This window comes from Rhizobium sp. BK376, assembly GCF_004341625.1.
Lineage (GTDB): Bacteria > Pseudomonadota > Alphaproteobacteria > Rhizobiales > Rhizobiaceae > Rhizobium.
This window is the reverse complement of record NZ_SLZG01000002.1, coordinates 531,411-545,136: the sequence shown is the minus strand read 5'-3', so window position 1 is coordinate 545,136 and position 13,726 is coordinate 531,411. Positions and strand designations below refer to the sequence as shown.

Below are 13,726 nucleotides of genomic sequence, written 5' to 3'. Positions count from 1 at the left end.
GGGAAGTCTTGTGCCTGTTCGATTCGAGCCGAAGCCCACCATTCAGGATCGGTCCCATGTAGGGATCAGCGATGCGGAAATCGTTCAGATGGTATCCGCGTACAGAAACTTCGGTTTCTGGCGCCTCGACCTGGATGCGGGACATTTCTTCGCTTCCGAAGACGTGTATCGCATTTTCGACTTGCCGTTTTCGACTGGTCCCATGAACCTGGTCGAGACGATGGGGCGTGTCCACGAAGAGGACAAGCAGAACATGATGGAAACCTACGAGCTGGCGAGCCTGCACAAGACGGGTTTTCATCACGCCTATCGCGTCAAGAACGGCATGGGCGGATATAAGATGGTCCGCACCGTCGCTGAATTCCGCAACATTCCGGGGACAAGCGGCGACCTCATCGGCATCACCTATGAATTCGCCGAGCAGCTTAACATCATCGGCTTCACGGAGAAGGACGGGCTACCCTGATAAGGCAGCCCCGTCGAAACATCACCGCGTTCCGAGAACTGCCCTCGTCTCCACGAGGTTCGAGCGCACTCTGAGAATATAGAAGCCCATCGTTGCCAGATGGCTCGGCATGATCCAGCCATCCTCCCGCCCATTGGAGATCATGAACGGCTGGATCTTCAGGGCAGCCTGAAACTGCTTCATCGTATCGCCCCAGAGCGCACCCACGTTTCGCTCGGCAATGACCTGCGAGAAATCCGCGCCCGCGGCGCTCAATATCCCGTAATAGCCGTAGAGCTGTCCATAGGCGAACCAGAAGCGATCGTCGGCGCGCATGTCGAACCAGCCGTAATTGTGGTTCTCCGAACGCTCAGCCAGGATATCGGAAGTGTTGCCGAGGTCGCTGGTGATACGATCGATGAATTCGATCAGATTGTCCGCACGACTGTCGAAAGTGGCATTGCAATTGCCGAGGTCCGTGTTGAACTTGCGCAAACTGTTCATCGCGGCTCGATAATAGCTTGGCGTCGGCGTCTTCGGACCGAATGGCGCAACGCCGAAATACCAGCTGCCTTCATCGAACTGCAGATTGCCGCGAGCCCTTTGCAGATCGGCATTGATACCCGACGTGCCGCGAACGCGACCGAGCGAGTCGACCAGTTCCACTGACGTGCGCCGGATAGCCTGGTTGACGCCACGCTGGAACGAGGCCTTGTTGTCGAGAAACGGGGTGTCGTCCCAATCGATGCCGAAGAAGCCCAGCTTGTAGAGCAGCATCGACGATATCCAGGCATTCTTGTTGACGTTGAAGTCGATGAGGTCGGCCGTTACATCAACGACCGCCGAAGTCTGGCAGGTCTTTGGCGCGGCGCCGTTCGCATTGTTGTCGGCAGCCTGCACTGCCTGCCCTGCGCCCAACTTGCGGTCGCTGAGCTTGTAGCTGTCGATGTAATGCGTGTCGAAGCCGGTCCACGCCTGCGTCTGCCATATGAAATAGACGTAGAGCACAACCATGAGGGCAACGAATGCGGCTATCGGGACCTGGATGATCCAGTTGCGCTGGCGATACCACCCGTGTGCTGCGAGAAAAGGCCAGACAGCCCAAGCGGTGAGAATTCCAAATCCGCGTCCGATGGAGCGGAAAATCCGTCCGAGGAACGCAACGATCGGATCAAGCATGCAAATCTCCTCGCGGGTCGGACTGTAGGCTCGCTACAGCTGGCATGGGTGAGATATGTGTTTGCCGCCGACAGGGCAACCGGCGTCCCCCAGATTTTTTGGCGGGCAACGTCAAGCCTCGGGCGGTGTCGCTTCTTCCGGCTCTCTCTCTTCAGAGGGCAAATCAGCCTGCTTCGGCTCCGGCTCCAACCGTCTCGCGAAAGCCGCATCGACCTTCGCCTTGCGTTCCGCAAGGTTGTACCCGGCAAGCACATTGGCTTCAAAAGCGGCGATCAGCACCTCTACATCAGGCACAGCCTCGTGCCGGATACCTTCGGCCTCCTGGGCTTCCACTGCCTTCAACAGGGCGATGCGCTGTTCGATATCGAGCCTGAGCTTGCTGACCATCACATTGAGTGCAGCCACCTGCGCGTTCAACGCTTCGACGAATTCCTCGTAGATCGCAATCAGGCGCTGAAGCGTCTCGCGCTCCGGCAGACGGCTGCGTTCCCTCTCCCGATGCATTTCGTCTTCCGCCACAAGTGTACGGAGATCTTCCTCGAAATTCGCGAGGGTCGTCGCATTGCGCGCGGATCCTATCCGGCTCTTTCGGTCTGCGATCTTCGGTATCAGTACGTCGATCCGCCGTTGCGATTCCTCGATTTCGAAATCGATCCGCTGACGTCGGTCGATGATCCTCAGCAGATGATCTTCGGAGCTGCGATTGTGTTCGAGGATGGCAGGACGGGCGGAATTCAGCAGGGCATCCAGAGACGTCGATACCGACAGCAGGTGGCGGATATCCGACGAGATCGATTGAGGATTTGCGCGACCGCGATGTATCCTGCGGGCAAGAAACCCGGATTTCTCCCGGCCTGCATTCTCATCGAACAGCCGCTCGAATTGAAGCTGCTCGGTCGCGGTCGCGATGTCCAGGGCTTTGACGAGCGCTGCCGCCTGCCCTTTCCATCGTTCCAGCAGGGCAATTGTCTCTCGTACCGTCGCCTCTTCGACCGGCAGATTGATGGCGTCGAGCTTCGCATCGCCCCTGGAATGATCCTTCAGGGCCGCGCCCGAAGCCTCAACGCCCTTGAAGGCATCCTCGAAGACAATACGAGCCTTGTCGATATCACTTGCAAAGGACGACGCCTTGGCCATTTGGACTTTCCGTGAATGCAGATGCGCTCGAAACTAACCTGCCGGACGCACAAAGAAAACGGCTCTCGAAACCAATATCGGGACCTATTGCGCGGCAGCAGCAGGATTTTTCAGATAGGCGATTATATCGTCGAGGTCCTTGTTGCTCCTAAGACCCGGGAAGGTCATCCGCGTTCCCTTGACGAGAAATTGCGGGCTGGGAAGATATTGGCGCAGCAGCGCCTCATCCCACACGTTGCCGCCTTCGCTGAAGGCTTTCATGGCCGGGGAATAGCTGTAAGTCGCAACCGACGCGACGGGACGGCCAACCACGCCCATCAGCGATGGCCCCACCTTGTTCACGGGTTCGGTCGCGGTGTGGCAGGCCTGGCATTTCTTGAAAACCTGCGCGCCGGCCTTGGCGTCACCATCGGCAAGGGAAGCGTTGGCGGACAGGAGGAGCACCGAAGCGATCAACAGACAGTGTAATCTCATCATTCTCCCCCGGATCGCTATCCGAATCGCTGGCATCATCTTCCCACGGTAAATCATGCCATCCACGGTTTGATGGTGACGCGATGACACGGGTCGCGCGCCCTCACTCTTCTCCCATAGCTTCTTCCCAGTGCCGGCGGCACAGCGACACATACTTCTCGTTACCGCCGACCTCGATCTGGGCGCCCTGGTGAAGGACATTTCCTTCGCTGTCCAGCCTAACCACCATCGTAGCCTTGCGGCCGCAATGGCAGATCGTCCGCACCTCGCGCAGCTCGTCGGCGATCGCCAGCAGTTCCTGCGATGCCGGAAACAGCTTGCCGCGGAAGTCCGTGCGCAAGCCATAGACCATGACCGGCAGGCCGAGCCGGTCGACGACGTGGGCCAATTGCCAGACATGCTCGGTTGACATGAAATGCGCTTCGTCGACGAAGACACATGCAAGCGGTGCCTCCGAATGCAGTCTTTCGATCAACACGAAGAGATCGTCATGCGACTCGAAAGGAATGGCTTCGGATTCAAGGCCGATGCGCGACGACACGATGCCCCTGCCAGCGCGCTCGTCGAAGGCGGCGATCAGGATCACGGTGCGCATGCCGCGCTCCTGATAGTTATAGGAGGCCTGCAACAGCATCGTCGATTTCCCGGCGTTCATCGTCGAGTAGTGAAAATACAGTTTGGCCATGGGATTCTCCTTGATTTCCGCTTCATGAAAGCAGCGGCCGCAGAAGAAAAGCGGTCTTGCGAGAAAACCACAGGAAATGCATTTGCAGGCTCTATGGTGTCGCCGCTCAACGCGAAAAAGCCAATAAAAATGAAGGCGTCGCAATCGGAACCTCCAAACCGCCGCAAATGCGCGCAGGCCGCTTGAAAATGTCGGTTATTGGTGATTGCTTGGGAACGTTAGACTGGGAGTCACACAATGATAAAAACGACTTTAATGACATTCGCCCTTGCTTCAGCCGTTTCTGCGCTGACGCTGGGAGCTTCCGCTGCCTCGGCTGCCGAACCGGCAAGCTGTGCCAACATCCATTTCGCCGAAGTGAGCTGGACCGATATCCAGGCCACGACGGGAACCGCCACCACTATCCTCGATGCTCTCGGCTACAAGACCGACATCAAGGATCTCGATGTTCCGATCGTCTTCCAATCGCTTGCAAACAAGCAGCTTGACGTGTTCCTCGGGAACTGGATGCCGTCGCAGGCGCCCATGATCAAGCAGTATTCTGACGCCAAGACGATCGACACCGTCCGTGCCAATCTCGAGGGCGCCAAGTACACGCTGGCAACCAACGAGTTCGGCGCCAAGCTCGGCATCAAGGACTTTGCCGACATCGCCAAGCACGAAAAGGAACTGGACGGCAAGATCTACGGTATCGAGCCGGGCAACGACGGCAACAAGCTCGTGCTGGACATGATCAGTGCGCACAAGTTCGGCCTCAATGATAAGGACTTCAAGGTCGTCGAGTCTTCCGAACAGGGCATGCTGTCCCAGGTCACCAAGCTCGACAAGGCCAAGAAGCCGATCGTCTTCCTCGGATGGGCCCCGCATCCGATGAATACAAAGTACAAGATGACTTATCTGACCGGCGGCGACGATGTCTTCGGCCCGAACTTCGGCGGCGCGACCGTCTACACCAACACCCGCGCCGGCTATGCCAGCGAATGCTCGAATGTCGGCAAGTTCCTGCAGAACCTTGCCTTCACCCTTCCCATGGAAAACGAGATCATGGGATCGATCATGGATGATGGCATGCAGGGCAAGGACGCCGGCAAGAAGTGGCTCAAGGCGCATCCAGAAACCATCAAGCCCTGGCTCGCAGGCGTGACGACCCAGGATGGCGGCGATGCAGAAGCTGCCGTGAAGAAGGCGCTCGGCCTCTAAGCTCGACGGTACGAGGGGCGGCCCTGCCGCCCTTCCTTTTGGCGGAACATATGCCCGGAAGCCATCGCAGCACATGCGAATGTGCGGCCGGCGCTGGGCATGATGTTATGCTGTAAATTCCAGCGAGGGGACGCTATGGACTGGCTCCAAACATGGCTGCTTGACGACAACTACAAGATCAAGATCGGCAAGGGGGCGCAGGTCGTCGTCGACTGGCTGACGAACAATCTTGCCGGCCTCTTTGACGCGATCTCCACCATTCTCGGCGAATCGATCGACGGCCTGCTCTACGTCCTGCTCGGCTCCTTCCTGGAGGGCACGGGCCTCGAGCCCTACTATCCCTTCTTCATGATCGCCGTATTCTGTCTCATCGCCTGGTTGGTGCGCCGCCATATCGGCGTGGTGATCTTCACGGCACTCGGGCTGCTTCTGATCTACAATCAGCAATATTGGACAGAGGCGATGGAAACCCTGTCGCTGGTGCTGGCGGCAACGGCCGTGTCGATGGTCATCGGCGTGCCGCTTGGCATCCTGGCCGCGCGGCGGGCATGGTTCTACGCCTTCATACGTCCGATACTGGATCTCATGCAGACGATCCCGACTTTCGTCTACCTCATCCCGGCACTGATCCTCTTCGGCCTTGGCGCCGTCTCCGGCCTGGTCGCAACCGTGATCTTCGCGATCCCCGCACCGATCCGGCTGACGCGCCTCGGCATCATTTCGACGCCGCCGGCGCTGATCGAGGCGGCACAGGCTTTCGGCGCAGCACCACTGCAGGTCCTGACCAAGGTGGAGCTGCCCTACGCCCTTCCCCAGATCATGGCAGGCGTCACCCAGACGATCATGCTCTCGCTGTCGATGGTGGTCATTGCTTCGATGGTCGGCGCCGAGGGCCTTGGGACGCTGGTGCAGCGAGCACTCGGTCAGATGAACGTTCCGATGGGTTTCGATTCGGGCATGTGCATCGTGATTCTTGCCATCATCCTCGACCGAATCTTCAAGTTCTTTGACGAAGGGGAAACCGCATGACGGCGGCGGTCAAATTCGACGATGTCTGCATCATCTTCGGCAACAAGCCAGACCGCGCTCTGGCCCTTGCGGATGCCGGCAAAAGCCGCGATGAGATCGGCGCACAGACGGGGCTTGTCCTTGGCGTCGCCAATGCCTCGCTGGAAATAGAGGAAGGCGAGATACTCGTCCTGATGGGGCTTTCCGGTTCCGGCAAGTCCACGCTACTGCGCGCTGTCAACGGCCTCGCGCCGGTGGTCCGCGGCAATGTCACCGTTCAATCGGCCAACGGCCCGGTCAACCCCTACAGCCGCAACGCAAAGGCGTTACGGGACCTGCGCATGCACACCGTTTCCATGGTGTTTCAGCAGTTTGCCTTGCTGCCGTGGCGAACGGTGGCAGAGAACGTCGGCTTCGGGCTCGAGCTCGCCGGTGTACGGGAGATGGAGCGCAAGAAGCGCGTCTCCGAGCAGTTGGAACTCGTCAATCTGACGCAATGGGCCGACCGCAAGGTCAACGAGCTCTCGGGCGGCATGCAGCAGCGCGTCGGTCTTGCCCGCGCCTTTGCGACCGGAGCGCCGATTCTGCTCATGGACGAGCCTTTCTCGGCGCTCGACCCGTTGATCCGCACGCGACTGCAGGACGAGCTGCTGGAGTTCCAGCGCCGCCTGAAGAGGACCATCCTCTTCGTGAGCCACGATCTCGATGAAGCCTTTCGCATCGGCAACCGTATCGCCATCATGGAGGGCGGCCGGATCATCCAATGCGGGACGCCCCAGGAGATCGTCAAGAATCCCGCCGACCAGTATGTCGCCGACTTTGTCCAGCACATGAACCCGATCAGCATGCTGACCGCAAAGGACGTGATGCAGCCGGGCCTCGGTCATGCGGCCGCCGGCAGCACGGTCACGGCAACTGCGAAAATCACTACGCCGCTGATCGATATTCTCGACGCCCTCGCCCGCCAGCCGGGCAGTATCGGCGTGGTTGACAACGGCGCCATTATCGGGACGATTTCCGCACAGGATATCGTCGCCGGCCTGACCAGCCATCGGCGCAGGGAAAAGGCCTGATCCATCCGCCTCGCCGCCCGGGCGAGGCACTGGAGACTATAATGAACGAGAGACCGTCGGTATTGCGGGAGACGGACGAGGAGGCGCGCAGGCTCGCGCGCATCCTTTTACGTTCGACGCAGCATGCCCCTCTTGCCGTCATCGAGCCCGACAGCGGCTTTCCTTCCGTCAGCCGCACCCTGGTGGGGACCGATATCGACGGCGTACCCGTGATTCTCGTATCGGCGCTTTCGGCGCATACGAAAGCGCTCCTGGCCGATCCGCACGCCTCGCTTCTCGCCGGTGAACCCGGCAAGGGAGACCCGCTGGCGCATCCGCGATTGAGTGTGCAATGCCAGGCAGAAAAAGTTAACCATGACAGCGCGCTTCATGCACGCCTTCGTGGACGATTTTTGGCTCGCCACCCCAAGTCGGCGCTCTATATCGACTTCCGGGATTTCTGCTTTTTCCGCCTCGTGCCTCTCGCAGCGAGCCTCAATGGAGGCTTTGGAAAGGCCTATTTCCTGCCCGGGGAAGACCTCCTAATTCGCTCTGCGGCAAGCGAGGCAATCGCGGGTGACCGCGAGATCATAGTGCGAGAATTACTAGAACAGCATCCGCTGATAGTCCGAGGAATCACGGAAAGGTTGAACCAGAAGTCGCATCGAAATGGGCGAATATGTGGCCTGGATGCAGCCGGTTTGGACCTTTTTTGGGGCGAAAACATGCTCCGATATGAGTTTGACAGCCAATTGGAGGTCTATAATGGGCCAAATTCATACATATCTAAAATAGAATACTCGATACCTTAAATTTAGGTATATACAATCTTCAGGCTGTGTTGCTATTTTTTAGCATCGGGTAAATTCCCCGGTGAACGAACCTCCCCGTTTCTGATGTACGCCCCCGCATTAGGAAGTTTGAGAAGATGAAAACTAGCAATTTGGCCGACCACTCCAATGTGGCGGCAGCCTTATTATCTGCCATGGCGAATCCGAAGCGCCTCATGATTCTTTGCAGTCTGGTTAAGGGTGAAGTCCCGGTTGGTGTTCTTGCCAATCAGGTCGGCCTTAGCCAATCGGCCCTTTCCCAGCACCTTTCGAAGCTTCGTGCTCAGAAACTGGTAAAGACCCGCCGGGATGCTCAAACGATTTACTACTCCAGTTCGTCGGAATCCGTAATGAAGGTTCTGTCGACTCTCGAGGACATTTATTGCGAGCCTGAAAAGAGCAAATCGGCCGCCTGATGATAGCGCTGACATCACGTTAGCGTAGGCACGTTTTCGATCGCTGGGAATGCTTCCCGGCAATCGTGGCCGAGCCGATTTTATCACGACATGCATAACGACCTTGGCCGGCAGTGAAAACTGCCGGCCTTTATTGCCTTGTGCCGGATCTCCCATCTCGACCGGCCCGTCAGCACTGCTGGTTCCTTCTGGCCGGTTCATAATTCGTAGCATCGTCTTGACCGCCCCCGGCCGCCTGATAATTTGACCGGGCGATAAATAATCACGCGTTGAGCCGCGGCCGGGAATGGTCACCGAATGACCAGGGAGAACATCATGTCCAACCGTTTGAATACCACCCCCAATGATCTGCGGGCTTTTTGGATGCCGTTTACGGCAAACCGTCAGTTCAAGAAGGAGCCGCGCCTGTTCGTCAGCGCGAAGGATATGCACTACACCACCCATGACGGGCGCAAGGTGCTGGACGGAACGGCGGGCCTGTGGTGTGTGAATGCCGGCCACTGCCGCCCAAAGATCACCGAGGCGATCCGCGAACAGGCTGGCGAACTCGACTATGCTCCCGCCTTCCAGCTTGGCCATCCCAAGGCCTTCGAGCTTGCCAACCGTCTGGTCGATATCGCGCCTGAAGGCATGAACCACGTCCTCTACACCAATTCCGGCTCCGAATCGGTCGAGACTGCGCTGAAGGTCGCGCTCGCCTATCATCGCGTGAAGGGCAACGGCTCGCGCTTCCGCCTGATCGGCCGCGAGCGCGGCTATCACGGCGTCAACTTCGGCGGCATTTCCGTGGGCGGCATCGTCTCGAACCGCAAGATGTTCGGCACCCTTCTCACGGGCGTCGACCACATGCCGCATACCCACCAGCCCGACAAGAACCGCTTCACGAAGGGCGAGCCCGAGCACGGCGGCGATATCGCAACCGAACTGGAGCGCATCGTCACCCTGCATGACGCCTCGACCATCGCCGCCGTCATCGTCGAGCCGGTTGCAGGCTCCACGGGCGTCCTGATCCCGCCGAAGGGCTATCTGCAGAAGTTGCGCGAGATCTGCACCAAGCACGGCATTCTTTTGATCTTCGACGAAGTCATCACCGGCTTCGGTCGCCTCGGCGCGCCTTTCGCGGCCCAGTATTACGATGTCGTTCCCGACATGATCACGACAGCCAAGGGCCTGACCAACGGCGTCATCCCGATGGGCGCGGTTTTCGTAACCTCCGAAATCCACGATGCCTTCATGAACGGCCCCGAGCACATGATCGAGTTCATGCACGGCTATACCTATTCGGGCAATCCGATCGCCTCGGCCGCAGCGATCGCAACGCTCGACACCTATAAGGAAGAAGGCCTGCTGACCCGCGCCGCAGAGCTCGCCGATTACTGGGCTGACGGCCTGCATTCGCTAAAGGACTGCCCCAACGTCATCGACATCAGGAACACCGGCCTGATCGGCGCCATCGAGCTCGACCCGATCGCCGGCGAACCGACCAAACGCGCCTTCACCGCCTTCCTGAAGGCCTATGAAAGCGGCCTGCTGATCCGCACGACCGGCGACATCATCGCCCTCTCTCCGCCGCTGATCATCGAAAAGCATCACATCGATGAACTCTTCGGCAAGCTTAGGGAAATTCTGCAGAAGAATATCTGACGAAGGCAAAGGCGAGACGATCAAGGTTTCGCCTTTTCTACACACCCTTTACAATCAATGGAGAGCCCAATGGCTGTGATCGAAGAGCGTATCCGATCAATGGGCCTCTATCTGCCGGATTCAGCAAAAGTCCCCGCAAATGTGGTGATCGATTTCGCCTGGGCACGTGTCTTCGACAACAGGGTCTACGTTTCGGGGCACGGTCCACAGGCACCGGATGGCAGTATCGTCGGTCCTTTTGGGTTGGTTGGAGCCGACGTAACGCCAGAGCAGGCTACCGACGCTGCACGCTTGGCCACCCTTTCCGTTCTTGCAAGCGTCAAGCGCGCGATCGGGGATCTGGATCGCATCACAGCCTGGTTGCGCATCGATGGTTTCGTGCTCACTGCTCCCGGCTTCGATCGCACGACCAACGTTATAAATAGCTGCTCGCGCCTGCTTTCGGATCTTTTCGGCCCAGGTATAGCAAGTCATGCGCGGACCGCCATGGGCGTTGCGGCGACCCCACTCCGCTGCCCCGTGGTTATTGCCGCAGAACTGGCCTTCAAACCTTGAGCAGCTGAAATGGCGGCGTCGGGGGCATTGATTATTCCCGTTTCCTCGATTTCGTCTGCCTGAATCGTTCCCTCTACAGCCGGAACCGCTTAACGAATAAAATGCAAGAATCGCATGGACAGGAAGAAGCGACATGACCGCCCATCTTGAACGCCTGATCGACCAGGGCACCGGCCGCATGCCGGCGGATATCGTGCTCAAGGGTGGCCGCTTCTTCGATCTGGTCACCGGCGAGCTGGTGGCCTCCGACATCGCCATTTGCGGCGACCGGATCGTCGGCACTTGTGCCGATTATGAGGGCCGCGAAGAAATCGACATTTCCGGCAAGATCGTGGTGCCGGGTTTCATCGACACGCATCTGCATATCGAATCCTCTCTCGTTACGCCCCATGAATTCGACCGCTGCGTCCTGCCCTATGGTGTGACGACGGCCATCTGCGATCCGCACGAGATCGCCAACGTGCTTGGCACCGAAGGCATCGAGTTCTTCCTCGACAGCGCCCGCGAGACGATCATGGACATCCGCGTCCAGCTGTCCTCCTGTGTGCCGGCAACTCACTTGGAGACGTCAGGCGCCGATCTGCCGATCGAGACGCTGCTGCCCTATCGCGACCATGAGAAAGTCATCGGCCTTGCCGAATTCATGAACTTTCCCGGCGTGATCCACAAGGATCCGACCTGCCTCGCCAAGCTCGACGCCTTCTATGGCGATCATATCGACGGCCACGCGCCGCTGCTGCGCGGCAGGGACCTCAACGGCTATCTTGCCGCCGGCATCCGCACGGAACATGAATGCACCACGGCCGAAGAGGCGCTGGAAAAGATCCGCAAGGGCATGCACATCCTGGTGCGCGAAGGTTCGGTCTCCAAGGACCTCGCCGCCCTGATGCCCATCATCACCGAGCGACTGTCTCCCTATCTAGCACTTTGTACCGACGACCGGAACCCGCTCGACATCGCCGAACACGGCCATCTCGACCATATGATCCGCACCGCGATCGCGTCGGGCGTCGAGCCGCTGGCGATCTACCGCGCGGCCTCGATTTCCGCCGCCCGCGCCTTCGGCCTCAGCGACCGCGGCCTCGTCGCGCCCGGTTGGCGCGCCGATCTCGTGGTCCTCGACAACCTGGAAAACTGCAAGGCCGAGATCGTATTCTCCGGCGGTCGCCGCGTGACCGACGCGCTGTTTTCCACCCGCAAGCCCGTCGAACCTGTCGGCCTCGACAGCGTCAAGGCCCGCACGATCAACGCGGCCGATTTCGGCGTGCCAGTCGCCGAAGGCGAGACCTCGGTCATTGGCGTCATGCCCGGCAAGATCATCACCGAACATCGCCGTTTCCGCTTGCCTGCACAGGGGAACCAGACAACCGTCGATCTTGGCCGCGATATCATCAAGGTCGCCGTCATCGAGCGTCACGGCAAGAACGGCAACCACGCGAATGGCTTTGTCCAGGGCTTCGGCTTGAAAAAGGGAGCAATCGCCTCCACGGTCGGCCATGACAGCCACAATATCTGCATCGTCGGCGTCAGCGAGGATGATATGGCTCAGGCCGCCAATCGCCTCAGCGAGATCAAGGGCGGCTTCGTCGTGGTCGAGGACGGCAAGGTGACCGGCGAGATCGCGCTCCCCGTCGCTGGTCTGATGAGCCTGGAGCCCTATGAGAGCGTGCGCGACACGCTGCATCATCTCCGCCAGGCGGCATTCGCACTGGGCTCAACGCTGGAAGAACCTTTCCTGCAGCTCGCCTTCCTGCCGCTGCCGGTCATTCCGCATCTGAAAATATCAGATATGGGCATGGTGGATGTCGATGCTTTCAGGCTGCTCGGGTGACGGGCGCCCGAAATCCCATGAAGCGCATCGCGATTGTCGGCGGTGGTCCCGCCGGCCTCATGGCGGCGGAAACGCTGTCGCAATCCGGGCATGCCGTGACCGTCTATGAGGCGATGCCGACCGTCGCCCGCAAATTCCTGCTCGCGGGCAAATCCGGCCTGAACATCACCCATGCTGAAGACTACAGCCTCTTTGCGACGCGCTTCGGCAACGCATCCGCGCGCTTGCGCGAAGCGCTCGACGCCTTCACGCCCGACGACCTCACAAGCTGGGCCGAAGGGCTGGGCACGGCGACCTTCGTCGGCACGTCAGGTCGCGTCTTCCCGAAGGCGATGAAGGCCTCGCCGCTGCTGCGCGCCTGGCTGCGGCGGCTGGAAACGCAGGGCGTTCACATTCAGATCCGCCATCGCTGGTGCGGCTTTGCCGAAGGCGGTTACCTCTTCGAGACGCCCAAGGGCGAAAAACTCGTTCAAGCCGATGCAATCCTATTGGCGCTCGGCGGCGCAAGCTGGCCGCGGCTGGGATCCGATGCCACCTGGGTGCCGTGGCTCAAGGAGAAAGGCGTCGAGATCAGCGACTTCCGCCCTGCCAATTGCGGATTCGATATCGAATGGACCGAGGCTTTCCGGACGCGCTTTGCCGGCGAACCGCTGAAATCAGTGACCGCCACTTCGGGTGCCGGCACGCTGCCTGGCGAATTCGTCATCACCGAGCACGGCATCGAAGGCAGCCTGGTCTACGCCCATGCCGCCAGTCTGCGCGATCGGCTCGAAAAGGACGGCAAGGCGGCACTCGTCGTCGATCTTGCGCCCGGCCGCACGGCAGAACGCCTTTCCCATGATCTCGCCAAACAGGACGGCAAGGCAAGCTTCACCAACCGCCTGCGAAAAGGCGCCGGCATCGATGGCGTCAAGGCATCTCTGCTGCGCGAATTGACCGACGAGGCCGACAGGAGCAACCCCGACCGGCTCGCCACCCTGATCAAGGCCTTGCCAATCCCCCTCCTCCGTCCCCGCCCGATCGACGAGGCAATCTCATCAGCCGGCGGCATCCGCTGGAACGGCATCGACGAGCGCTACATGCTGAAGGCTCTACCAGGCGCCTTCGTGGCCGGCGAGATGCTGGACTGGGAAGCACCGACGGGCGGCTATCTGCTGACAGCCTGCATGGCGACCGGACGAGCAGCGGCGAAGGGGATGGAAGTGTGGTTAAGCAACCTTGGCTGAAACCCTACCTCAATAAACGTTTGGCCAAGCCCTCATAGGTACGT

Annotated in this window: 14 protein-coding genes; 10 read left to right on the top strand and 4 right to left on the bottom strand. The window is 59.6% G+C overall.

The window, feature by feature from the left end; all coding sequences use genetic code 11:
• Nucleotides 1–10: 10 nt before the first annotated feature.
• A complete protein-coding gene (locus tag EV561_RS07180; protein ID WP_132519169.1) occupies nt 11–466 on the top strand; it encodes a diguanylate cyclase in 456 nt (151 codons plus the stop codon).
• A gap of 21 nt (nt 467–487) precedes the next feature.
• Here the strand turns inward: EV561_RS07180 and EV561_RS07175 are convergent, their stop codons facing one another.
• From EV561_RS07175 to EV561_RS07160, 4 genes are all read right to left on the bottom strand, one after another.
• Nucleotides 488–1,624, bottom strand: a complete 1,137-nt coding sequence (locus EV561_RS07175; protein WP_132519166.1) for a DUF2333 family protein — start codon at nt 1,622–1,624, stop codon at nt 488–490.
• Between the two features lie 111 nt (nt 1,625–1,735).
• Complete coding sequence (locus EV561_RS07170) at nt 1,736–2,761, bottom strand: hypothetical protein (protein WP_132519163.1); 1,026 nt, start codon at nt 2,759–2,761, stop codon at nt 1,736–1,738.
• An 84-nt stretch (nt 2,762–2,845) separates the two neighbouring features.
• Nucleotides 2,846–3,235 carry a cytochrome c family protein gene (locus EV561_RS07165; protein ID WP_132519160.1) on the bottom strand — a complete coding sequence of 130 codons (390 nt, stop codon included), beginning with the start codon at nt 3,233–3,235 and terminating at the stop codon, nt 2,846–2,848.
• A 103-nt stretch (nt 3,236–3,338) separates the two neighbouring features.
• Nucleotides 3,339–3,920 carry a thymidine kinase gene (locus EV561_RS07160; protein WP_132519157.1) on the bottom strand — a complete coding sequence of 194 codons (582 nt, stop codon included), beginning with the start codon at nt 3,918–3,920 and terminating at the stop codon, nt 3,339–3,341.
• Between the two features lie 237 nt (nt 3,921–4,157).
• Here EV561_RS07160 and choX point away from each other — a divergent pair, with 237 nt between their 5' ends.
• The 9 genes from choX (at nt 4,158) to EV561_RS07115 (ending at nt 13,682) form a co-directional block, all read left to right on the top strand.
• Nucleotides 4,158–5,120 carry a choline ABC transporter substrate-binding protein gene (choX, locus tag EV561_RS07155; protein WP_132519154.1) on the top strand — a complete coding sequence of 321 codons (963 nt, stop codon included), beginning with the start codon at nt 4,158–4,160 and terminating at the stop codon, nt 5,118–5,120.
• A gap of 135 nt (nt 5,121–5,255) precedes the next feature.
• Nucleotides 5,256–6,149 (top strand): choline ABC transporter permease subunit, encoded by an 894-nt coding sequence (gene choW / locus EV561_RS07150; RefSeq protein WP_132519151.1) that lies wholly within the window; start codon nt 5,256–5,258, stop codon nt 6,147–6,149.
• Nucleotides 6,146–7,201, top strand: a complete 1,056-nt coding sequence (gene choV, locus EV561_RS07145) for a choline ABC transporter ATP-binding protein (protein ID WP_132519148.1) — start codon at nt 6,146–6,148, stop codon at nt 7,199–7,201. The genes choW and choV overlap by 4 nt, the downstream gene beginning before the upstream one ends.
• 41 nt (nt 7,202–7,242) lie before the next feature.
• Complete coding sequence (locus tag EV561_RS07140) at nt 7,243–7,992, top strand: pyridoxamine 5'-phosphate oxidase family protein (RefSeq protein ID WP_132519145.1); 750 nt, start codon at nt 7,243–7,245, stop codon at nt 7,990–7,992.
• 116 nt (nt 7,993–8,108) lie between these two features.
• The gene (locus tag EV561_RS07135) at nt 8,109–8,426 is read left to right on the top strand and encodes a metalloregulator ArsR/SmtB family transcription factor (RefSeq protein ID WP_132519142.1); all 318 of its coding nucleotides are present in this window, start codon (nt 8,109–8,111) and stop codon (nt 8,424–8,426) included.
• 315 nt (nt 8,427–8,741) lie between these two features.
• Complete coding sequence (locus EV561_RS07130) at nt 8,742–10,070, top strand: aspartate aminotransferase family protein (RefSeq protein ID WP_132519139.1); 1,329 nt, start codon at nt 8,742–8,744, stop codon at nt 10,068–10,070.
• Between the two features lie 69 nt (nt 10,071–10,139).
• Entirely contained in the window at nt 10,140–10,625 is a 486-nt protein-coding gene (locus EV561_RS07125) for a RidA family protein (protein WP_132519136.1), read from the top strand.
• A 133-nt stretch (nt 10,626–10,758) separates the two neighbouring features.
• Entirely contained in the window at nt 10,759–12,456 is a 1,698-nt protein-coding gene (gene ade, locus EV561_RS07120) for an adenine deaminase (RefSeq protein ID WP_132519133.1), read from the top strand.
• Nucleotides 12,457–12,473: 17 nt separating this feature from the next.
• Complete coding sequence (locus EV561_RS07115; protein WP_132519130.1) at nt 12,474–13,682, top strand: TIGR03862 family flavoprotein; 1,209 nt, start codon at nt 12,474–12,476, stop codon at nt 13,680–13,682.
• Nucleotides 13,683–13,726 lie beyond the last annotated feature (44 nt).

Bases quoted from the DNA above. Each gene is read 5' to 3' on its own strand.
- EV561_RS07175 (WP_132519166.1), bottom strand. From the start codon at position 1,624: ATGCTTGATCCGATCGTTGCGTTCCTCGGACGGATTTTCCGCTCCATC.
- EV561_RS07170 (WP_132519163.1), bottom strand. From the start codon at position 2,761: ATGGCCAAGGCGTCGTCCTTTGCAAGTGATATCGACAAGGCTCGTATT.
- EV561_RS07165 (WP_132519160.1), bottom strand. From the start codon at position 3,235: ATGAGATTACACTGTCTGTTGATCGCTTCGGTGCTCCTCCTGTCCGCC.
- EV561_RS07160 (WP_132519157.1), bottom strand. From the start codon at position 3,920: ATGGCCAAACTGTATTTTCACTACTCGACGATGAACGCCGGGAAATCG.
- choX (WP_132519154.1), top strand. From the start codon at position 4,158: ATGATAAAAACGACTTTAATGACATTCGCCCTTGCTTCAGCCGTTTCT.
- choW (WP_132519151.1), top strand. From the start codon at position 5,256: ATGGACTGGCTCCAAACATGGCTGCTTGACGACAACTACAAGATCAAG.
- choV (WP_132519148.1), top strand. From the start codon at position 6,146: ATGACGGCGGCGGTCAAATTCGACGATGTCTGCATCATCTTCGGCAAC.
- EV561_RS07140 (WP_132519145.1), top strand. From the start codon at position 7,243: ATGAACGAGAGACCGTCGGTATTGCGGGAGACGGACGAGGAGGCGCGC.
- EV561_RS07135 (WP_132519142.1), top strand. From the start codon at position 8,109: ATGAAAACTAGCAATTTGGCCGACCACTCCAATGTGGCGGCAGCCTTA.
- EV561_RS07130 (WP_132519139.1), top strand. From the start codon at position 8,742: ATGTCCAACCGTTTGAATACCACCCCCAATGATCTGCGGGCTTTTTGG.
- EV561_RS07125 (WP_132519136.1), top strand. From the start codon at position 10,140: ATGGCTGTGATCGAAGAGCGTATCCGATCAATGGGCCTCTATCTGCCG.
- ade (WP_132519133.1), top strand. From the start codon at position 10,759: ATGACCGCCCATCTTGAACGCCTGATCGACCAGGGCACCGGCCGCATG.
- EV561_RS07115 (WP_132519130.1), top strand. From the start codon at position 12,474: ATGAAGCGCATCGCGATTGTCGGCGGTGGTCCCGCCGGCCTCATGGCG.